We start from the raw sequence: 19507 nt of genomic DNA on the forward strand, positions 1-19507 counted from the left end.
CTTACCAGCCGCGCTCGGCCAGGCGGTGCGGGGCCGGGACGTCGGCGACGTTCAGGCCGACCATGGCCTCGCCCAGGTTGCGGGAGACCTCGGCCAGCACTGCCGGGTCGTCGTAGGCGGTGGCGGCCTTGACGATGGCGGCGGCGCGCTTGGCCGGCTCGCCGGACTTGAAGATGCCGGAGCCGACGAAGACACCTTCGGCGCCCATCTGGCGGACCAGGGCGGCATCGGCCGGGGTGGCCACGCCGCCTGCGACGAAGAGGACCACCGGCAGGGATCCGGTCTCGGCGACCTCGGCGACCAGGTCGTAGGGGGCCTGCAGCTCCTTGGCGGCGACGTAGAGCTCGTCGCGGTCCAGGTTGCGCAGGCGGGCGATTTCGCCCTTGATGGTGCGCAGGTGGCGCACGGCCTCGGAGACGTCCCCGGTGCCGGCCTCACCCTTGGAGCGGATCATGGCCGCGCCCTCGGTGATACGCCGCAGGGCCTCGCCCAGGTTGGTGGCACCGCAGACGAAGGGGACGTCGAAGTCCCACTTGTTGATGTGGTTGGTGTAATCCGCCGGGGAGAGCACCTCGGACTCGTCGATGAAGTCCACGCCCAGCTCCGCCAGGATCTGGGCCTCGACGAAGTGGCCGATGCGCGACTTGGCCATCACCGGGATGGACACGGCATTGACGATGCCGTCAATAAGGTCCGGGTCGGACATGCGGGCCACCCCGCCCTGGGCGCGGATATCGGCGGGCACGCGCTCGAGCGCCATGACGGCGCTGGCGCCGGCGTCCTCAGCGATCTTGGCCTGCTCCGGGGTCACCACGTCCATGATGACGCCGCCCTTGAGCATGTCGGCAAGGCCGCGCTTGACGCGGGTGGTGGCGGTCTGGGCGCCGGCCGGGGCCTGCGCGTTCTGGTTAGCGTTCTTCTGGGTTTCAGTCATGGACTACATCCAACCCCGCTAAAGTGGTTTATGACAAGAGCCACTTTTGGCGTGTTGAATTGGACCACTTACTATGGATTTTTATGCACACCCTGCCCCTGCCCGCCCGGATCGCCGCTGAGCTGCGTGAGCAGATCACCCACGGCGTCTACCGGCCGAACGAGAAGCTGCCGTCCACCCGCGCCCTGGCCCACCGACTGGGGGTAGCCAGGGGCAGCGTGGTCACCGCCTACGAGCAACTCATCGCGGAGGGATACCTACTCGGCCAGCACGGCTCCGGCACCCGCGTGCACCCGGATATAAGCCCCGCTCCCCCGCGGCCCGCCCCCGCGCAGCCAGCGCCCGAGGAAAAGGCCGCGCTGCTGCAGCTGACCCCGGGGCTACCGGATACCGCGCGCCTTATCACCCCCGCCTGGCGAGCGGCGTGGCGCACCGCGGCGGCCGATGCCAGCCGTCTCACCGAGCAGGCGCCGGACGGCCTAGCGGAGCTGCGCCGGGAGATCGCCGCGCACCTGCGCCACATGCGCGGGCTCAACGTGGATCCGGCCCGTATCATGGTCACCGCCGGGGCCCGCGAGGGCTTGGGCCTCCTGCTGCGCGCGGTGGGCGGGCGCCTGCGCGTCGGCGTGGAATCCCCGGGGTATCCCAGCCTGCGCCAGATCCCGCCGGCCCTGGGCCACGCGCTCGTGGAACTGCCCACCGACGACTACGGCCTGCGGGTGCCCGAGCACATCCCCGCCGGGGGGCTCGACCTGGCGCTTATCACCCCGAGCCACCAGTACCCCTACGGCGGCTCCCTGCCGGCCGCCCGCCGGACCGAGCTGGTCGCCTTCGCCCGCCGCCACGACGTCCTCCTGGTCGAGGACGACTTCGACTCGGAGCTGCGCTACGCCGGCCAGCCACTGCCGGCCCTGGCCGCGCTGGGCCCGGAACAGGCCGTCCTGCTGGGCACGTTCTCCTCGGTAATCTCGCCTTCCATCGCGTGCGGCTACCTGGTGGTCCCCGACCGGCTCATCGCCCCCATCCGCCAGGTGCGCGCGGTCACCGGGCAGCCGGTGGCGGCCATCACCCAGGCGGCCCTGGCGAAGTTCCTGGCCAGCGGGGAGCTGCGCCGGCACACCGGGCGCGTGCGGCGCGACTACCGGCGCCGCCGCGATCTGGTGGTCTCCGCGCTCGGCCCGGCCGTGCGCCCCATCAGCGGCGGCCTGCACGCCGTGGTCATCTGCACCCGCCCTGCCCGCGAGGTCGTGGCCGCGGCCGCCGAGCGCGGCCTCGCGGTGACCGCCCTGACCGACTACTGGGGCGGCACGGCGGCCGACAACGGCATCGTCATCGGCTTCGGGCACTTGAGCGACGCTGAGCTTGCTTCTGCCCTACATGTTTTTCAGGAGATTCTCGGTCAATCCCCCGCACATTAGCTCCGCGATGCCCCGCCCACCGTTACTTGGGCTGGCTTTGGTGGGCGTCTTTGAACCCCTTGGAAAAGGTCCCCAGACTCTCCATGAAGCCGCCCATGATGTCGATGGGCAGAGGGAAGACGATCGTCGAATTCTGATCCGCCCCGAGCTCCAGCACGGTCTGCAGGTAACGCAGTTGGAGGGCAGCTGGGGCCTTCCCCAACTCGTCAGCAGCTTCCCGCAGCTCCCGGGAGGACTGCAATTCGCCGTGGGCGGAAATCACCTTGGCACGGCGTTCACGCTCTGCCTCGGCCTCGCGCGCCAAGGCCCGCTGCATCAGTTCTGGGATTTCGACGTCCTTGATCTCCACGATGCGAGTTACCACGCCCCAACGCTTGGTCTGTCCATTGATGATGTTGGCCAAGTCTTCATTGAGTTCCTCGCGGTGCGCCAGCAGGTCATCGAGATCCGCTCGGCCCAAGAGAGTACGCAGCGTAGTCTGCGCGATCTGGGAGGTCGCCACAGCGTAGTTCTCGACTTCGAGCACCGCCTTTACTGAGTCGGTCACCTCGAACATGACCACCGCATTTACCCGGACGGAGACGTTGTCCTTGGTAATGATTTCCTGCGGCGGGATGGTTAAAGTCACGACCCTCTGGTCCACGCGCTCCAGCTTGTCGATGCCCGGCCACAGGAAGTGCAGCCCAGGCTCCATCAGCGGCCGCAAGTGCCCGAAGCGGAAAGTCACGCCGCGTTCGTACTGCTTGATGACCTTGAGCGAGTAAGCGGCGAATGCCACAAGCAAGGCTATAACGATGCCAATGACAACCGGCCAGAATACAAAAGCAGACATTAGGTAGTTTCCCTTTCCATGTCGGACTTCTTGCGGCCCGAAGCGAATTTCGACTTTCCGTACTTCGACCCATACCTGTCGATCTGTGCGGCCAGCTCAGCTTCACGGTTATCAAGCTCAGGCACGACGATCTTGGGCGCGTTAGACGGGGTCCTCCACAAATGCCGGGACAGCGGGTACACGCCAAGTGCGGAAATAATCAGCACGGTAGCCAAGATGATTAACACCTCAGACAGCGAATGGTTGGTAATCAAGGAGCACAGCGGTAGTAGGTAGCCCATGGCAGCGACAGCTAGAGCAATCCCGCGGTGGAAACGCCCCGCATCAGAATGCGGCCACGGGTCTAGCTGGCGGGTGACCTCGCGGCCGTGGTGCGACACCGTGCAGGAATCCTTGACCGGACAAGTATTGCAGACGGTCGGGTTTCCCCGGTACCGCATAACGCGGTTTTCGGGATCGAAGCTCGACGGCCACAGCCACTGATCCTCGGGGCACTGCCAGGCGTCGTGTTCCTCCAGGTAACGAAAGGTTCCCGCCCGGTTCGCCATCGTGCGGTTCGACGTTTGCTTCGCCATGCCGTCAAAGGCCCAAGCAATGGCCACGAGGAAAAGCCCATAGACCACTGCTAGAAGGGTGAAAATGCCAGGAGCTTCCATCACTTCCCTGCCCTAGTTCTTTGTGTCATCGGAGGGGTCGGAGTCTTGGACCGAATCGGACCGGTAGGTACCGCCCCACTTCGAGTTGTACTTTCCGCCCCAGTTGGTCTTCGATTCAAAGCCAGGGGACCACGGGCCTGTCGGTGCAGAATCACCGCGGCCGGAATCCGGAGATTCTTCTTCGACAAACGCACCGCGCTCGTCGATATAGCCATAACGTCGACCGGCCACACGCCCACCGTTGTTCCCGGCACGGCGGGAATCAACACGCGCCTTGCCACCGGATACCAACCCGACCGACGAAGAGGCTCCCAGCGCGTGGGAGACGTCGTACTCTTCCTCCTCAGCAGTGACGATACTGAAGAGCGGATCGGCAGGATGCTCATCGACGGTCGGAATGTGCTTGTTGTACAGCACGCCCCGAAGCGCCGCGATCAAGAGCGGAATGATCCCGACGAGGAACAGGACGTCGCCAGGCATACGCAGCCACTCCATGATGGCGTTGCCAGGTTCGGTGATATAGCCCAGGGAACGAGCTTCCACGTAGCCAGATGCCACGGACTCATAGAGCTGGAGGATGCCTAGCGGCAGCAAGGAAATCACTACCATCCACAGCAACCCGAGGTTCTGCAGCCAGAAGGCCCAGGCCATCCCCTTTTCCGACCACTTGTCCGGTGGCGTCAGATAGCGCAGCGCGAAAACGGATAGTCCGACAGCCAAGAAGCCGTACACACCCATCATGGCGCCGTGGGCGTGGTTAGCGGTCAGGGCGGTGCCGATCTCGTAGTAGGACACGATCGGCAGGTTGACCAGGAACCCGAAGATACCGGCGCCGAGGAAGTTCCAGAAGCCCACGGCGACGAGGAACATAACGGCCCAGCGGTGCGGGAACGGGCGCTCACCGGAAGCGCGCTGGCGAGAGCCGAGCTGCATAAAGGTCCACGCCTCAACGGTCAGCAGGGTCAGCGGCACAACCTCAGCTGCCGAGAAGAAGGCCCCCAGCGCCATGTGCTCGACCGGCGTGCCGGAGAAGTACAGGTGGTGCATCGTACCTAGCACGCCGCCGGTGGAATAGAGGATCACGTCGAGGAAAATGATGCCCAACGCAATCTTTTCGCGGATCACGCCCAGTAGGACGAAGACGTAGGCGACCATGACCGTCGTGAATAGTTCCAGGAAGTCTTCCACCCACAGGTGAACGACCCAGAAGCGCCAGAATTCCGCTACCGAAATATGCGTTTCCGAACCCGCCAGGTTACCCACTGCGTAAAACGCTGGGATGGCAATTCCCGCGTAGAAGAACAACCACGGCATGTTGGATTTGTGCTCAGTTTTCAGCCGGCTGCGCAGTTGCCGGAAGATGATCCCGATCCACACGAACATGCCGATGGTGAGCAGGATTTGGAAGAACCGCGGCAGGTCAAGGAACTCCCACTGCTGAGAGAACAGAGTTCCTTCTTCGATGTAGCCCATCGTAGAAAGCCACTCAAACGCCATGGACCCAAAGACGACGAACGCGATTGCCCCCAGCAGGAACCAGACCAACCAGTGCTGTCCCTTCGGCTCTTTCTTGCCGACGAATGACGACAAGAAGATGCCGGCAGCAAGCAGTCCCCCGGCCGTCCAGAGCAGCGACAACTGCAGGTGCCACGTGCGGGACACGTTGTACGGGAGCAATTCCTGCAAAGGGATTCCAAAGAAGCCCGTGAGCTCTGTTCGGTAGTGCTGCGACGCTGCGCCCAACAAGGCCTGGATAAGGAACAGTACCGCAATCACCAGGATGAACCAGGCGACAATCTTTTGGGATTTGGTCAGCCCGACTTCCCCCGGCTGGGTGAAGTCGAGATTAGGCGTCTCCTCAGCGTGCCAGCCAATAGACTTCGACCAGCGTCCGTAGATGGCGAAGATCAGGCCGGTACCACCGATCAGCGCGATCAAGGAAAGCACCGACCACACTACGAGGTCTGCGGTCGGGCCGTTGTCCACGCGGGGTTCTGCCGGCCAGTTGTTGGTGTAGGAATAGTCTTGACCCGGGCGCTCCGCCGCCGAGGCCCAGGCGGTCCAGCCGAAGAAGCCGGTCAGGTTGTTGATGTCTTGCGGATCGGTAATGAATTCCGACGGCAAGCCCTTTTCGCTGGAAAGCGGACCAAAGTATTCGGCGTAATAATCCTTCGCGGCCTCAAATGCCGCTATCTGGTTATCGGTCCACTCGAGAACCCCGGTTTCGGGGTCATAGCGGTTAGCGCGAAATTCTTCTTTTACGGCTTCCTCGGGAGTTGCTGCGTCATCGACGAACTCGGGAATTCCATTTTCGCCGTTGAGCTCCCGCGCCTTTTCCAACGACATACGCAGGTATTCAGCGGTGTAGTCCGGGCCGAGATAGGCACCATGCCCCATGACGGAGCCATATTGCTGTAGGCCACGTGCCTGATAGAGCGCCTGACCGTTGAGGATTTCATCTTTCGTGAGAATCGTTTCCCCCGAGGACTGGGAAACGATTTTGTCGGGAAGCGGCATCGAGGCTGTGTAGGTGCGATAAGCCAAGAAACCCATTACCAAGAATCCAAAAATCATCACCAGCGCGACGCCTTGCACCCAGACGTTGCTCACTTTTAGGACAGGTCTACGACGATCGTCCGTGCCAACTGTAGAGGACATAATTTCCCGTCTTTTGTCGGATTACCCGCATTCCAGAACGACAGTTGTCTGGCTGCGACAAGGCGGCACTGTGCCGGAAACCTCCCTTCGATTATCTACGGGTTTTCCCGTTTTAAATAGACGAAAAAGTGTTTTCCCCACTCTTCGAGTCATTCAAAAGATTGAATAGCTAAGCCTTACCCCAGCCCGCAAACCCCACGAAACAGCCCGGAAAAACCAACATTTCAGCACTATATTCACCCCTTTCACCCCTTCCACAAAACAACCAAACCCTACGCCCACCGCGGACTGTTATCTCGAACACACCACCGTCTTCGACGGGATATTTAAACCGGTTTTTCCCGTAGTATTTGAAATATGTCTTTCACGGAACACACAAAACGCAATTGGCTAATCACGCTATTTGCCGCCATTTTCCTAGCCGCCATCACGTCGATGATCTTCCTCAATAACCCCCACCAGACCGTCGTCGTCGCCATGGTCTTTCTTGCTGCGGCACTCATTTTCTTCGGCCTCATCCTCGGCGGCTGGTATCTCATCAGCGGTCGCAAGAAACGCCGCAAATAGACTGAAAGCCCACCCGCCAGGCGGCCACACTGAAGAAACCGACCGATTTGTCTATTTTTATTCCCGCTATTACCTGCACGTTTCCCGAAAGTCCTTCGTAATAGACAGAGCGGTTTAGTACGGTTTCTGGCATGACGACGAAATACGACAACACCGAATCCAACCCGAACTTCGCTAACTGGGACATCGCCACGCGTGCGCTGCACGTGGGCCAGGACCTGGACGGCAAGAACAACGCCCGGAACCTGCCGATTTACCAGACGACGTCCTACGTCTTCGACAACGCCGCGCACGCCGCGGCCCGCTTTGGCCTGTCCGATGCCGGCCCGATTTACTCCCGCCTGACCAACCCGACGCAGGACGCGCTGGAAAACCGCATCGCCTCCCTGGAGGGCGGCGTGGCGGCCGTGGCTTTCGCCTCCGGCCAGGCGGCCGAGACCGCCGCCATCCTGACGCTGGCCGGCGCCGGCGACCACATCGTGGCCTCCCCGCACCTCTACGGCGGCACCGCCACCCTCTTCACGGTCACCCTGCCGCGCCTGGGCATCGACTTCACCCTGGTGGACAACCCGGACGATCCGGAGTCCTGGAAGGCGGCCATCCAGCCGAACACCAAGGCTCTCTACGGCGAGACCTTCGGCAACCCGGCGGCCGACGTGCTGGACATCCCGGCGATTGCCGAGGTCGCCCACGCCGCCAACGTCCCGCTCATCGTGGACAACACCATCGCCACCGTCGCCCTGGTCCGCCCGCTGGCTCTGGGCGCGGACATCGTGGTCAACTCCACCACGAAGTTCTACACCGGCAACGGCTCCGCCCTGGGCGGCATCCTCGTCGACGGCGGCAAGTTCGACTGGACCGTCGAACGCGACGGAAAGCCGGTCTTCCCCGGCTTCGTCACCCCGGATCCGGCCTACCACGGCCTCAAGTACGCGGACCTGGGCGCCCCGGCATTTGCCCTGAAGGCCCGCGCCGGCATCCTGCGCGACACCGGTGCGGCCATCTCCCCGTTCAACGCCTGGCTGACACTCAACGGCCTAGAGACCCTCACCCTGCGCATCCGCCGCCACAACGAAAACGCCCAGGCTGTGGCCGAGTACCTGGAAGGCCACGACAAGGTCACCAAGGTCAACTACGCCGGCCTGGAGTCCTCCCCCTACCGCAAGATCAAGGAAAAGCTGGGCCTGGAATACACCGGCTCGGTGCTCTCCTTCGACATCGAGGGCGGCAAGGACGAGGCGTGGACGTTCATCGACGCCCTGCGCCTGCACTCCAACCTGGCCAACATCGGCGACACCCGCTCCCTGGTGGTCCACCCGGCAACCACCACGCACTCCCAGTCCGACGAGGAGGGCCTGCGCGTGGCCGGCATTGCCCAGTCCACCATCCGACTCTCGGTGGGTATCGAGGATGTCAAGGACATCATCGCCGACCTCGAGCTGGGCTTCGCCGCGCTGGGCTAAACCCTGCTGCGCTGCACCGGGCTGCACCGCACTGCACAGCGCAGCCCAACCCCGCCCGACCCGCACTGGGTCTAAGCACTCGCCGCCGATTGTCCCCACGCTCAGGAAGTAGTTGATTATGTCCGAATTTCCCCGCCTCGCCCCGCCCGGTCGCCGCACCACCGTTCCGGTGGGAACGGTCACCACGGAGGCCGGCGCGGAGATCCCGGACGTGGTAATCGCCTACCAGCGCTGGGGCAGCTTCCGCGGGGATCCGGCCGGCGTGAACAACGTGCTCATCGTCGAGCACGCCCTGACTGGTGATTCGGACGTGACGGACTGGTGGGGCGAGCTCATCGGCCCGGGCCGGGCGCTGGACACGGATCACTGGTGCGTTATCGCCACCAACGTCCTGGGCGGCTGCGGCGGCTCCACCGGCCCGTCCTCGCCGCACCCGGACGGCCGCGCCTGGGGCTCGCGCTTCCCGGCCGCGTCCATCCGCGACCAGGTCCAGGCCGAAAAGCTGCTGATCGATGCCCTGGGACTGAGCACCGTCCACGCCGTCATCGGCGGCTCCATGGGCGGGGCGCGGACCCTGGAGTGGTCGCTCATGTACCCGGCATCGCTCACCGCCGCCTGCGTCATCGCGGTCTCCGCGCGGGCCTCCGGGTGGCAGATCGGTATCCAGTCCGCGCAGATTTCCTCCATCGAAAACGACCCGCAGTGGCACGGCGGCGACTACTACGAGCTGGGGGTAGCCCCGGAGGCCGGCCTGGCCGCCGCGCGCCGGATCGCGCACCTGACCTACCGCGGTGAGCAAGAGATCGACGAGCGCTTCGGCACCACCGCCCAGCGCGGGGAGAACCCCCTGGGCGCCTACCGCGCCGGCGACCAGCGATTCGCGGTCAACTCCTACCTGGAATACCAGGGAAAGAAGCTGGTCGATCGCTTCGACGCCGGCTCCTACGTCGCGCTGACCGAATCCTTAAACCGCCACGACGTCGGCCGCGGCCGCGGGGGCTTAAACAAGGCCCTGGCCTCGTCGACCGTGCCGACGATGGTGGTCGGCGTCGACACCGACATCTTGTACCCCTATCACCAGCAGGAGCACCTCTCGCGCAACCTGGGCAACCTCCTGGCCATGGCCAAGGTCGTCTCCCCCGTCGGCCACGACGCCTTCTTGACCGAGACCCGCCAGATGGACCGCGTGCTGCGCAATTTCCTCACGCTGTCGGCCCCGGACGGCCTCGACCTGCCGGGCGGGCTGACCGATGGCGACTACGCCATCTAACTGAAACCGCTAGCTGCCCAGCGCGTCCACGGAGACGGCCAAGAAGACTAGCGCGGCCCCCACCACCGCGCTGAAAATGCAGTCGAAGCGGCGCGAGCGCACCGAAAAGACCCCGACCCGGCGGGAGTCGCAGGTCGCGCGCACGACCACCAGCCAGAGCATCGCCGCCCCTAAGGCAAACGCCGCCCGGCGCCAGTGCTCCAGCAGGGCAAAGACCCCGGAGAGCACCACCACGGCGACGAAGGCCCCGATCATCGCCCACTGCACCTTGGCCGGCAGCTTGGACGGCGCCACGTGCCGGTCGTGGGGATTATCCAGCGAGGTCTTGTCCAGCCCGGCGACTGGCCGCGCGGACGCGGCCTGCGCCTTATTAATCGGCGAGGCCATGAGCCTTTTCTGCCCGCTCGACAATATTGCGCACCAGGAACGCGCGGGTCAGCGGGCCCACCCCACCCGGGTTCGGGGAGACGAATCCGGCCTTATCCCAGACGTCGTCAGCAACGTCGCCAGCCAGCTTGCCATCCACGCGGGAAACCCCCACGTCCAGGATGGCCGCGCCTTCCTTAATCATGTCCGCGGTCAGCATGTGGGCCTTGCCGGCTGCGGCGATGACAACGTCCGCCGCGCGGGTCTCCGCCGCCAGGTCCTTCGTGCCGGTGTGACACAGGGTCACGGTGGAGTTCTCGCTGCGGCGGGTCAGCAGCAGGCCGATGGGCCGGCCGACGGTCACGCCGCGGCCGATGACCACGGTCTTGGCCCCGTCGAGCTCCACCCCGAAGCGGCGCAGCAGGTGGATGCAGCCGTTCGGCGTGCACGGCAGCGGCGCGTCCTCATTGAGCACCAGCTTGCCCAGGTTCACCGGGTGCAGGCCGTCGGCGTCCTTGTCCGGGTCGATGCGCTCGAGGATGCGGTTTTCGTCCAGGTGCTTCGGCAGCGGCAGCTGCACGATGTAGCCGGTGCAGGCCGGGTCCTCGTTCAGCTCATCGATGACCGCTTCCAGGTCCTCCTGGCTGATATCGGCCGGCAGATCCTTGCGGATGGAATTAATCCCCAGCTGCTCGCAGTCGCGGTGCTTCATCTTCACATAGGACTGGGAGCCGGGATCCTCACCGACCAGCACGGTGGCCAGGCCCGGAGTAATCCCCTTCTCCTTGAGCGCAGCCACACGCTGCTTGAGGTCTTCAAAAATCTCGTCGCGGTACAGTTTGCCGTCTAGTTTGGTTGCAGCCATGGCTTATATCCTAGTGGCAGGCGTAAGCCAAGACCCAGCAACAACCCCAAAGCAGCTCAAAACCGTCACTGTTTCTTGCGTAGGCACCGACCCCAGGGCCTCATTGTGACTTTTCTCTACTGGAAAACGCTGAATTCTTATGTAAACTATTGGTTGCTCCGACCAATCGAACTCACAGCAATGCGTTGGAGCTCAATTACGACAGGTAAAGCAACCAACTAGAGAGGTTGAGATTTGGTGAAAGGTACGCCTTCCACCCCCCAAAAGGCCAATTTTCGCTTCTGTAATCGCTGCCCTGACGGTAACGCTACTACCCGTCAGTTCCGCTCATGCTGCTGATCAACATCAACCAGTTTAGACACCCCCGGCTGTTGCCAACACTAATTCGGACAAGAGTGCAGAACTCACACGAGAGCTTTCCGAGAGTTTCGAAACAGTATTCACCGAAGTAGTCTCTGAACAACCCACGGGGCAATGGGAACCAAATTACGAAAACGCCGCTAAACACGGATTATCTGCCCAAGAGGCCGATGCACTAGCGGAGTTCATGGAAACGCCCCTCCCCCAAGAGAGCCACCCAGAGCAGCCGGACATTGCCACCCGAGATTTAGGCTCCTTTGCTGAATGCGTGGTCTGGAATATCGCTCCCGTACCAATGTCTCCCCAAGACGCACAAGCCATGGGTCGACTCCTCAAGGATAAACAATGGAGCCAAGCAGCTGAGAAAATCACTCAGGTTGCTGCCTTGAACGGCGCTACCGCAGCTCTTGATTACGGCATTTCAGCGATTGGTGGCCCTGTCGCTTGGGCAGCAAAACTGGCCCTGTACGCAGGGTCTTGCGTTTTGAGTGAACAGATGTAGGTAGAAAGGTTTCTTCGATGGGATTCGGCGGTGCTCTGCACAGAACGAGCAGTAACGGTGGACCGTGGGTACCACCGGCATGGTTCTCTTTTATTGTCCTACCAGCCATGGTCGTAGCAAGTTTCTACATCAGCCAAGTGACCGGCTGGCGCGGCGTAGCTTCACCCAACGAAAAAGGTGTCTCGTGGAGCGAGGTGAGCTCGGAAGGATTATTGGGCTATTCGGCGCAATTCCTTGCCTTCTATTACCTTCTGGTCCTGCCGTTTTTCCTTGTGCGTAGGCACAGGTGGAAAAAGCGCGACAATCGCGGGACCGGCGAATAAGAGAAACCGGTTTCTCAAGGCAGCGGGAGAACAAGAGGTGCGACTCCTTCCTCTGCCTTTCACCGACTACCCTAAAACCATGACCAACCTGCACATCGTCTTCGACAACCCCGTGATCCCCACCAACACCGGCAACGCCATCCGGACTGCGGCGGTCACGGGCGCGCACCTGCACCTCATTGAGCCGCTGGGGTTTAACTTCGACGACAAGCACCTCAAGCGGGCGGGGCTGGACTACCACGACCTGGCCGATATGACCATCCACCCCAACTTCCAGGCCTGCATGGATGCCCTGCCCGGCGCGCGGGTCTTCGCGTTTACCACCCACACGGACAAGTGGTTTACCGATATCGAGTACCAGGAAGGTGACGTACTGCTCTTCGGCACGGAGCCGACCGGCCTGCCGGCCGAGCACCTCGCCCACGAGCGGATCACCGAGCAGGTGCGTATCCCCATGGTGCCGGCGCGGCGCTCGATGAACCTGTCGAATGCGGCATCGACGGCCGTGTTCGAGGCCTGGCGCCAGCTGGGCTTTAACGGCGCGGTCTAGGCCGGGTCCGGATCGTCTGTGGCGTGGGCGCTCGGGGCCGCCGGCAGGCGCCGGACGCGCAGGTGGCTTAGCAAGGCGGCGGCGTCGGCCGGATCCAGGTCGCTGCCGGCCATGCGCACCGGCCCGGCGACCAGTTCGTAGCGGACGGTGGCCAGCCGGCACAGCTGGGCAATCGGGCCGGCGGTATAGGCCAGCTCCTGGATGTGGCTGTTGGCAATCACGCTGACCCGGCGGTTGAGCAGCCCGGCGTGGGTGATGCTGTTATCGCCCACCAGGGTCACGGCCTGCCGGTGGGAATCCAGCGGCGAGACCCACCAGGCCCGGCGCGGCGAGGAATAGGTCGGCTCACGGGCGCCCTCCGGTTGGGCGTAGCGGTCGATCTCCTTCTTGTCCAGGGGGCTGAGCAGCTCCAGCAGGCGGAGGGCCTGCTCCCGGCTGCCGACGGGCAGCACCCGGGTAGTGCCCGAGCCCTTGCCCGCGGCGGAGCCGTAGCCGGCCACGGAGACGCGGACCTCCCACCACTTGGTCAGGCGCCACAGCAGCGGCTGGCGGACCTGGACGGCGTGGATGCGATCCAGTCGCACCGACTGGTGGCGCCGGTCGGCCAGGCCGTAGTTGATGATGAGCAGCGCGCGGCCGGAGTCGTCCTCATCCAGGCGGGAGCTAAACCGCCACGAGGTGTCAATGAGCCCCCAGACGTTGGGCACCATGCCCACCAGGATCGGCACCACGGTGGTAGTCGGCACCGGTGTGAGGATCAAGACCGCAGCAATCGCCACCACCAGCAACGTGCTCACCCGCAGGGCCGCGCCCAGCAGGCTGCGCCGCGTCGGGATAGGCGGGATGACCACCTCCTGGTGGCCGGTGCCGCTGCCGGTGTCGCTGCCGGCGGCATCGTTAGCGGCAGCTGGCTCCGCGCCGGTGGGTGGGCGGCGGCCGCTGGTGCGGGTGAGGATCTCCTCGCGCAGCTGGGTGGCCGCGGGCTTTTTCAGGTAGGCGATCTGGATGTGGGAGGACGCCCCGCCGGCGGTCTCGACGCGGACGGCGGCCACGCCGAAAATCCGGGCGATGACCGGCTCGATGACGTCGACGGCCTGGATGCGGTCGTAGCGGGCGGTGCGCAGCTGGGTGGATAACACCCCGCGCCGCAGGGCCAGCTCGTCCGTGCCCAGCCGGTAGCCCAGCCGCCGCCACCAGATGGCGGAGAGGAACCAGATGGCCAGGCAGACGCCGAGGAAGGCGGCTGCGGTCCAGGCGGCGTCCCGCAGGCCGCGACCCCAGTGGCCGTCGGCGATGAAGCGCGCGGCATCCCCTAGGACCTCGAGGTTGATGTTGACCACCCCGATGGCCAGGATGGCCAGGATGACCGACCAGAACTGCAGCAGCGGCGTGAGCCGGTGCACGCGGTGGAAGCCGTCGGCGTCGACGGCCGCGTTGTCCGGGCCGCGGCGGTGTTTGCTCACAGCCCGCTCATCCTCTCCCGGGCCTTGACGGCCAGGCGCTCGCGCAGCTGGTCCGCGGTCTGGGCCGGCAGGCCCTTGACGGTCGCGTCCGTGGTCGCCGAGGCCGTGTGCAGCTGCAGCTTCTTAATGCCCAGCCAGCGCTGGATGGGCCCGGCGGTCGCGTCCACGAACTGGATGCGCCCGTAGGGCACCACGGTGAAGGTGTGCCACAGCTTGCCGCGGGTAATGAGCAGCTCGTCGTCGGTTTCCAGCCAGCCCAGGTTGCGCACCTGGGCGGGGATGAGCCAGGCCAGCCACGCGCCGAAGGCGGCAATGACGATAAGGCCCCAGTACCACCAGCTGGCCCAGAAAAATCCCAGGGCGCCTACGCCCAGGGCCAGGGCTATCAGCCAGATCGCGGCATTGATGTAGCGGGCCTTGACCAAGGCTTGGGAGACCGGGTTGAGCTCCGGCGAGGCGACAGCGTTCATGCGCTTTAGCCTAACAATCCTGGGCGCGACTGCCGGGTGATAGCCGCGGTGCTACGCCCGGGCGGGTGCCGCGCGCCGGAAAACTACACCTTGACTAGCCGTTATGTTTATATAATAATTTCTTGCATGTCCCCGAAGAAGAAGCCGCGCCGCCCCATCTACAACCGCGTGCGCCTGCTTCGCGTCGAGCGCGGCGTCTCCCGCGCCGAGCTGGCCGCGGCCGTGGATGTGAACCCCCAGTCCATCGGGGCGCTCGAGCGCGGCGACCACTCGCCCAGCCTGGACCTGGCCTTTAGCATCTGCGAGTTTTTCGACCTGCCCGTCGAGGCCGTCTTCTCCCGCACCGAGTTCACCCCGCTGTCCAGCGAGCTCTACCAGCGGATCTAGCCGGGCCCTCCCCGGCGCCTCCGGCGGCTGGCGCCCGCCTAGCGGAAGTCCCGCGAGCCGCGGCTGAAATACTCTCCGATATCCAGCGGCTCGAGCTTGTCCGCCACCACGCTGACCGCGCCCGTGGCGTTCTGGACAATACCCCGGATGACCAGCGCCTTGGCCGTGCGCGCCAGCACCTTCTGCCGCTTCCACAGCCCGGGCGAGACCATCACGTTCATCAGCCCCGTCTCATCCTCCATCCCTAAGAAGATGAGGCCGGCGGCCGTCTGCGGGCGCTGCCGGTGCGTGATGATCCCGGCCAGGCGCACGCGGGTGCCGTCCGGGACCGCGGCCAGGTCGCGCGCCCGCAGGATGCCGACGGCATCCAGGGCCCCGCGCACCGCGGACATCGGCTGCCGGTCGTGGCTGACCCCGGTGGCGGCGATGTCTTGGGCCAGCAGCTCGAAGGAGGACATGCCGGGCAGGGCCGGCGCCGAAATGGCGGACATGCCGGGCAGCATGCCGGCGCGCTCGGTGGCCGCCACCCCGGCCTGCCACAGCGCCTGCCGGCGGCTTAGCCCCAGACAGTCCAGGGCGCCGGCCTCGGCCAGGGCCTCGACCTGGGCGACCTTTAGCCCCGCCCGGCGCGACAGGTCCGGGATGTCCGTGTACGGCGCGTTGGCCTCCACCCGCTCGGCCGCCTTGTCGCCCAAGCCCTTGACCAAACCCAGCCCTAGGCGGATGGCCATGGGACCAGGTGGGCCGCCCGGCCGGGGTGGGGTGGGCTCGCAGGTCTCCACGCTCGACTCCTTGCCGGAGGCGTTGATGCTGACCGGGCGCACCGGCACGCCGTGGCGGCGGGCGTCCTGGATGAGCGACTGCGGGGAATAAAAGCCCATCGGCTGGGCGCGCAGCAGGCCCACGCAGAACTGCGCCGGGTAGTGGTGCTTGAACCAGGCGGAGAAATACACCAAGGAGGCAAAGGACTGGGAGTGCGACTCCGGGAAGCCGTAGGCGGCAAACGCCACGATCTTGTTCCAGAGCTTGTCCGCCGTCTCCCCGGTGATCCCGTGGGTGGCGGCCAGGCCGGCGAAGAACTGGTCTTTCAGCGCGGCCATCTTCTCCGGCGAGCGCTTCGAGCCCATCGCGCGGCGCAGATCGTCGGCCTGGGCGCCGGTAAAACCGGCGGCATCGACGGCAATCTGCATCAGTTGTTCCTGGAACAGCGGGATCCCCAGCGTCTTGCCCAGGGACTTTTCCAGCACCGGGTGATCGTAGGTGACCTCCTCCAGCCCGTCGCGGCGGCGCAGGTACGGGTGCACGGACCCGCCCTGGATGGGGCCCGGGCGGATGAGGGCGACCTCGACGACCAGGTCGAAGAAGACGCGGGGCTTCAGCCGCGGCAGGGTGGCCAGCTGCGCACGGGACTCGACCTGGAAGACGCCGACGGCATCAGCCCGGCAGAGCATGTCGTAGACGGCCTCCTCCGCCAGATCTAGCTCCCAGAGGTTGACCTCACGGCCGGTCGACTCGGCCACCAGGTCCTGCATGTGGTGCAGGGCCTCCAGCATGCCCAGCCCCAGCAGGTCGAATTTGACCAGGCCGGCGGCCGCGCAGTCGTCCTTGTCCCACTGCAGCACCGAGCGACCCTCCATCCGCGCCCACTCCATGGGCACCACGTCCGCGATAGGCCTATCGCACAGCACCATCCCGCCGGAGTGGATGCCCAGGTGCCGCGGCTGGCCCAGGAATTCCTCGGCGAGTGCGACCACGTCCGCCGGGGGCTCGTCGGTGCCCTTCGACCAGGCGTCCGCGCTGCCCTGCGGGTAGCCCAGGGCGCGGGCGGCGTCCCGGGTCGCACCCTTGCGGCGGTAGGTGTTGACGTTGGCCACCTGCGCGGCCTGCTGGCGCCCGTAGGCGGAGTAGACGTACTGGATGACCTCCTCGCGGCGGCCGGACTCAATATCAACGTCGATATCCGGCGGGCCGTCCCGGTCCGGGGACAAGAAGCGCTCGAAGAGCAGGCCCGCGGAGATGGGCTCCGCGTTCGTGATGCCGAGAGCGAAGCAGACCGCGGAGTTGGCGGCGGAGCCGCGGCCCTGGCACAGGATGTTTTCCCGGCGGCAGAAATCCACCAGGTCCGTGACGATGAGGAAATAGCCGGGAAAGCCCAGCTGCTCCACCACGGCGAGCTCGTGTTCTATCTGTTTTTTCGCGCGCTCGCGGATATCGGCCGGCCGGCTCGCGTAGCGCTTGCGCGCCCGCACGTAAACCAGCGTACGCAGCCAGGTCATCTCCGTGTGCCCGTCCGGCACGTCAAAGTGCGGCAGGTTGGGCACCAAAACGTCCCAGCGGAAGCTGCAGTCGCGCCCCAGCTGGGCCGCGGCGGCCAGCAGATCCTCGCGCCCGGGAAGCAGGCGCGCCATGTCCTCGCCGGAGCGCAGCCAGCTCGCCCCCATCGGGTGCTGGTCCGGGTCCGCCTGCTGCAGGGACTGCCGGTGGGCCAAGGCGTTTTTCGCCGCCGCCAGGCGGGCCTGGGTGCGCCGCGCCGCCGCCGGGCGGGCGCTCGCGATAGCCCGCAGCCCCCAGCCGTCCCGGGCGGCATCCAGCCGGCGGTGGCGGTCCGCGTCCGCCGGCACCATGGTGCTGGCGTATTCAAGCACCACGTTGTCGGCCCCGGCGGCGCCCACCAGCTGCTCCAACCGGTCCACCCAGTCCACGTCGGCGAGGTAGACCACCTCCTCGCCCAGGGCGCGGGCGACCTGCGCCAGCGGCGGGTAGGCGGTCTTGCCCTTCTCCCCGGCCGCCATCTTGGCCTGGGCGATAAGCCGCGACAGGCGCCGGTAGCCCTCCGGGCCGCGCGCCAGCACCGTCAGGGCGCCCTCGTCCAGGCTCAGCTCGGCGCCGAAGACCGTGGGCAGGCCCGCGCGGGCGGCGGCTTCGGCGAATTTCATCAGGCCGTAGAACCCGTCCCTGTCCACCAGCGCCAGGGATTCCAGGCCTAGTTCAACTGCGCGTTCGACCAACTCCTCCGGCTCGGAGGCGCCCTGCAGGAAGGAATAGCTCGACACGGCGTGCAGCTCCGCAAACGGCACCGCGGATTTCCCCTTAGCCCGCGGTACGTCCTGCTCAGCGCTGTGGTTTACGGGCACAGGCGTGAGCGCCGGGCGGCCGGAAAGGATCCGCTCCAGCCGCGACCAGCTCAGCGCCCGTCCACCGTTGAATCTCACGCCGCACAGCCTAGCAAGATACGAACTCGTGTTCTAATTACTCGCACCTTACAAACCGAGCAGTCTGTGAATATGCATAAAATCTGCAAGTAAATAGACAAAGCGGTATACAGACTGTTAGGTTATAACCCATCGAGGTTGCGCGCCCCGCAACCCGCTTTATTACGCCTGCCGACGGCGCTCGGGCACTGCCCCGAGACACCGCCCGGCCTTATAAAAGTCACACAGAAAAGGACCATTCTCATGCAGATCCGTCGCGCACTTGCCGCAGCCGCCGCCACCGTCGTGGCAGCGACCGGCCTGGTTGCCTGCTCCTCCGACTCCGAGGGCGGGGAAATTACCAAGGATTCGAAGATCGCCGTCGGCACCACCGACGCCTCCAAGAAGGCCTGGGCGGCATTCGAGACCGCCGCCAAGGACCAGGGCTTCGACCTGGATATCGTCAATTACTCGGATTACACCACCCCGAACCAGGCCCTGGAGCAGGGCGAGCTGGACACCAACAACTTCCAGCACCTGAAGTTCCTGGCCGAGTACAACAAGGGCAACGGCACCGAGCTGGTGCCGATCGCCGCCACCGAGATCGTGCCGCTGGCCCTGTTCTGGAAGGACCACAACTCCCTGGACGGCATCGAGGGCGAAAACGTCGCCATCCCGAACGACTCCACCAACCAGGGCCGCGCCATCAACCTGCTGGTCCAGCAGGACCTGGTCACCCTGAAGCAGGACGGGCTTATTACCCCGACCCCGGCCGACATTGACGAGAAGGCCTCCAAGGTCAAGGTCACCCCGGTCGGCGCCGAGCAGACCACCTCCGCCTACAGCGAGGGCACCCCGGCCGTCATCAACAACTCCTTCCTGGAGCGCGCCGGCATCGACCCGACCACCGCGGTGGTCCAGGACGACCCGAACTCCGAGGAGGCCGAGCCCTACATCAACGTCTTCGCCGTGCGCTCGGAGGACGCCGACAACGAGACCCTCAAGGAGCTCGTCAAGATCTGGCACACCCCCGAGATCCAGGAAGCCGTGCAGGAAGACTCCAAGGGCACCTCCGTTTCCGTGGAGCGCACCCCGGAGGAACTGCAGGACATCCTCAAGCGCCTGGAAGAAGACCTCTAAACTTAACTCCCGGCACCTTCCACCCCGCCGACGCGCCCAGCCCACTGGCTACCGCGTTGCCGGGGTTGTACCACGTTTAATGAACCCGCTAC

General features: G+C 65.1%; 18 protein-coding genes. 9 read left to right on the plus strand and 9 right to left on the minus strand.

The window, feature by feature from the left end:
• Nucleotide 1 precedes the first annotated feature (1 nt).
• Nucleotides 2-934, minus strand: a complete 933-nt coding sequence (pdxS, locus tag VVS03_RS07745) for a pyridoxal 5'-phosphate synthase lyase subunit PdxS (RefSeq protein ID WP_368520062.1) — start codon at nt 932-934, stop codon at nt 2-4.
• Between the two features lie 83 nt (nt 935-1017).
• Between pdxS and VVS03_RS07750 the strand changes: the two genes are divergently transcribed.
• The gene (locus tag VVS03_RS07750; protein WP_368534298.1) at nt 1018-2352 is read left to right on the plus strand and encodes a PLP-dependent aminotransferase family protein; all 1335 of its coding nucleotides are present in this window, start codon (nt 1018-1020) and stop codon (nt 2350-2352) included.
• A 22-nt stretch (nt 2353-2374) separates the two neighbouring features.
• On the opposite strand, the gene VVS03_RS07755 is transcribed toward VVS03_RS07750, so the two are convergent.
• The 3 genes from VVS03_RS07755 to VVS03_RS07765 are packed head-to-tail and all read right to left on the minus strand — an operon-like array spanning nt 2375 to nt 6498.
• A complete protein-coding gene (locus VVS03_RS07755; protein ID WP_368520060.1) occupies nt 2375-3184 on the minus strand; it encodes an SPFH domain-containing protein in 810 nt (269 codons plus the stop codon).
• A complete protein-coding gene (locus VVS03_RS07760) occupies nt 3184-3840 on the minus strand; it encodes a hypothetical protein (RefSeq protein ID WP_368534327.1) in 657 nt (218 codons plus the stop codon). Before VVS03_RS07760 ends, VVS03_RS07755 begins: the two co-directional genes overlap by 1 nt.
• Before the next feature lie 12 nt (nt 3841-3852).
• Entirely contained in the window at nt 3853-6498 is a 2646-nt protein-coding gene (locus tag VVS03_RS07765; protein WP_368534297.1) for a nitric-oxide reductase large subunit, read from the minus strand.
• 357 nt (nt 6499-6855) lie between these two features.
• Between VVS03_RS07765 and VVS03_RS07770 the strand changes: the two genes are divergently transcribed.
• From VVS03_RS07770 to VVS03_RS07780, 3 genes are all read left to right on the plus strand, one after another.
• Complete coding sequence (locus VVS03_RS07770) at nt 6856-7065, plus strand: hypothetical protein (RefSeq protein WP_368520058.1); 210 nt, start codon at nt 6856-6858, stop codon at nt 7063-7065.
• Nucleotides 7066-7196: 131 nt separating this feature from the next.
• Nucleotides 7197-8528 carry an O-acetylhomoserine/O-acetylserine sulfhydrylase gene (locus VVS03_RS07775; protein ID WP_368520057.1) on the plus strand — a complete coding sequence of 444 codons (1332 nt, stop codon included), beginning with the start codon at nt 7197-7199 and terminating at the stop codon, nt 8526-8528.
• Between the two features lie 118 nt (nt 8529-8646).
• On the plus strand, nt 8647-9798 hold the full coding sequence (locus tag VVS03_RS07780) for a homoserine O-acetyltransferase (RefSeq protein WP_368521337.1): 1152 nt from the start codon (nt 8647-8649) through the stop codon (nt 9796-9798).
• A gap of 9 nt (nt 9799-9807) precedes the next feature.
• On the opposite strand, the gene VVS03_RS07785 is transcribed toward VVS03_RS07780, so the two are convergent.
• Both VVS03_RS07785 and VVS03_RS07790 read right to left on the minus strand, forming a co-directional pair.
• Nucleotides 9808-10185, minus strand: a complete 378-nt coding sequence (locus VVS03_RS07785; RefSeq protein ID WP_368520055.1) for a DUF3017 domain-containing protein — start codon at nt 10183-10185, stop codon at nt 9808-9810.
• On the minus strand, nt 10169-11029 hold the full coding sequence (locus VVS03_RS07790; RefSeq protein WP_368520054.1) for a bifunctional methylenetetrahydrofolate dehydrogenase/methenyltetrahydrofolate cyclohydrolase: 861 nt from the start codon (nt 11027-11029) through the stop codon (nt 10169-10171). The genes VVS03_RS07785 and VVS03_RS07790 overlap by 17 nt, the downstream gene beginning before the upstream one ends.
• Before the next feature lie 547 nt (nt 11030-11576).
• On the opposite strand from VVS03_RS07790, the gene VVS03_RS07795 reads away from it, so the two are divergent.
• From VVS03_RS07795 to VVS03_RS07805, 3 genes are all read left to right on the plus strand, one after another.
• The gene (locus tag VVS03_RS07795) at nt 11577-11891 is read left to right on the plus strand and encodes a hypothetical protein (RefSeq protein ID WP_368534296.1); all 315 of its coding nucleotides are present in this window, start codon (nt 11577-11579) and stop codon (nt 11889-11891) included.
• 107 nt (nt 11892-11998) lie between these two features.
• Complete coding sequence (locus VVS03_RS07800) at nt 11999-12214, plus strand: cell division protein FtsW (protein ID WP_368520052.1); 216 nt, start codon at nt 11999-12001, stop codon at nt 12212-12214.
• Nucleotides 12215-12293: 79 nt separating this feature from the next.
• Nucleotides 12294-12764 carry a tRNA (cytidine(34)-2'-O)-methyltransferase gene (locus VVS03_RS07805; protein ID WP_070769206.1) on the plus strand — a complete coding sequence of 157 codons (471 nt, stop codon included), beginning with the start codon at nt 12294-12296 and terminating at the stop codon, nt 12762-12764.
• Here the strand turns inward: VVS03_RS07805 and VVS03_RS07810 are convergent.
• Complete coding sequence (locus tag VVS03_RS07810; protein WP_368534295.1) at nt 12761-14227, minus strand: PH domain-containing protein; 1467 nt, start codon at nt 14225-14227, stop codon at nt 12761-12763. The two genes, VVS03_RS07805 and VVS03_RS07810, sit on opposite strands and share 4 nt — an antisense overlap.
• Nucleotides 14224-14697 carry a PH domain-containing protein gene (locus tag VVS03_RS07815; RefSeq protein WP_368521340.1) on the minus strand — a complete coding sequence of 158 codons (474 nt, stop codon included), beginning with the start codon at nt 14695-14697 and terminating at the stop codon, nt 14224-14226. Before VVS03_RS07815 ends, VVS03_RS07810 begins: the two co-directional genes overlap by 4 nt.
• 126 nt (nt 14698-14823) lie before the next feature.
• On the opposite strand from VVS03_RS07815, the gene VVS03_RS07820 reads away from it, so the two are divergent.
• Nucleotides 14824-15084 carry a helix-turn-helix transcriptional regulator gene (locus tag VVS03_RS07820; RefSeq protein ID WP_368520049.1) on the plus strand — a complete coding sequence of 87 codons (261 nt, stop codon included), beginning with the start codon at nt 14824-14826 and terminating at the stop codon, nt 15082-15084.
• Nucleotides 15085-15122: 38 nt separating this feature from the next.
• Here VVS03_RS07820 and VVS03_RS07825 read toward each other — a convergent pair whose 3' ends face one another.
• Nucleotides 15123-18296 (minus strand): error-prone DNA polymerase, encoded by a 3174-nt coding sequence (locus tag VVS03_RS07825; protein ID WP_368534294.1) that lies wholly within the window; start codon nt 18294-18296, stop codon nt 15123-15125.
• Between the two features lie 243 nt (nt 18297-18539).
• On the opposite strand from VVS03_RS07825, the gene VVS03_RS07830 reads away from it, so the two are divergent.
• Nucleotides 18540-19415, plus strand: coding sequence for a MetQ/NlpA family ABC transporter substrate-binding protein (locus VVS03_RS07830; protein ID WP_368534293.1), 876 nt, complete (start codon nt 18540-18542; stop codon nt 19413-19415).
• Nucleotides 19416-19507 lie beyond the last annotated feature (92 nt).

Source organism: Corynebacterium sp. LK2537, from assembly GCF_040946485.1.
Lineage (GTDB): Bacteria > Actinomycetota > Actinomycetes > Mycobacteriales > Mycobacteriaceae > Corynebacterium.

Excerpts from the sequence above, each read along its gene's own strand:
- pdxS (WP_368520062.1), bottom strand. The coding sequence starts at position 934 with ATGACTGAAACCCAGAAGAACGCTAACCAGAACGCGCAGGCCCCGGCC.
- VVS03_RS07750 (WP_368534298.1), top strand. The coding sequence starts at position 1,018 with ATGCACACCCTGCCCCTGCCCGCCCGGATCGCCGCTGAGCTGCGTGAG.
- VVS03_RS07755 (WP_368520060.1), bottom strand. The coding sequence starts at position 3,184 with ATGTCTGCTTTTGTATTCTGGCCGGTTGTCATTGGCATCGTTATAGCC.
- VVS03_RS07760 (WP_368534327.1), bottom strand. The coding sequence starts at position 3,840 with ATGGAAGCTCCTGGCATTTTCACCCTTCTAGCAGTGGTCTATGGGCTT.
- VVS03_RS07765 (WP_368534297.1), bottom strand. The coding sequence starts at position 6,498 with ATGTCCTCTACAGTTGGCACGGACGATCGTCGTAGACCTGTCCTAAAA.
- VVS03_RS07770 (WP_368520058.1), top strand. The coding sequence starts at position 6,856 with ATGTCTTTCACGGAACACACAAAACGCAATTGGCTAATCACGCTATTT.
- VVS03_RS07775 (WP_368520057.1), top strand. The coding sequence starts at position 7,197 with ATGACGACGAAATACGACAACACCGAATCCAACCCGAACTTCGCTAAC.
- VVS03_RS07780 (WP_368521337.1), top strand. The coding sequence starts at position 8,647 with ATGTCCGAATTTCCCCGCCTCGCCCCGCCCGGTCGCCGCACCACCGTT.
- VVS03_RS07785 (WP_368520055.1), bottom strand. The coding sequence starts at position 10,185 with ATGGCCTCGCCGATTAATAAGGCGCAGGCCGCGTCCGCGCGGCCAGTC.
- VVS03_RS07790 (WP_368520054.1), bottom strand. The coding sequence starts at position 11,029 with ATGGCTGCAACCAAACTAGACGGCAAACTGTACCGCGACGAGATTTTT.
- VVS03_RS07795 (WP_368534296.1), top strand. The coding sequence starts at position 11,577 with ATGGAAACGCCCCTCCCCCAAGAGAGCCACCCAGAGCAGCCGGACATT.
- VVS03_RS07800 (WP_368520052.1), top strand. The coding sequence starts at position 11,999 with ATGGTCGTAGCAAGTTTCTACATCAGCCAAGTGACCGGCTGGCGCGGC.
- VVS03_RS07805 (WP_070769206.1), top strand. The coding sequence starts at position 12,294 with ATGACCAACCTGCACATCGTCTTCGACAACCCCGTGATCCCCACCAAC.
- VVS03_RS07815 (WP_368521340.1), bottom strand. The coding sequence starts at position 14,697 with ATGAACGCTGTCGCCTCGCCGGAGCTCAACCCGGTCTCCCAAGCCTTG.
- VVS03_RS07820 (WP_368520049.1), top strand. The coding sequence starts at position 14,824 with ATGTCCCCGAAGAAGAAGCCGCGCCGCCCCATCTACAACCGCGTGCGC.
- VVS03_RS07830 (WP_368534293.1), top strand. The coding sequence starts at position 18,540 with ATGCAGATCCGTCGCGCACTTGCCGCAGCCGCCGCCACCGTCGTGGCA.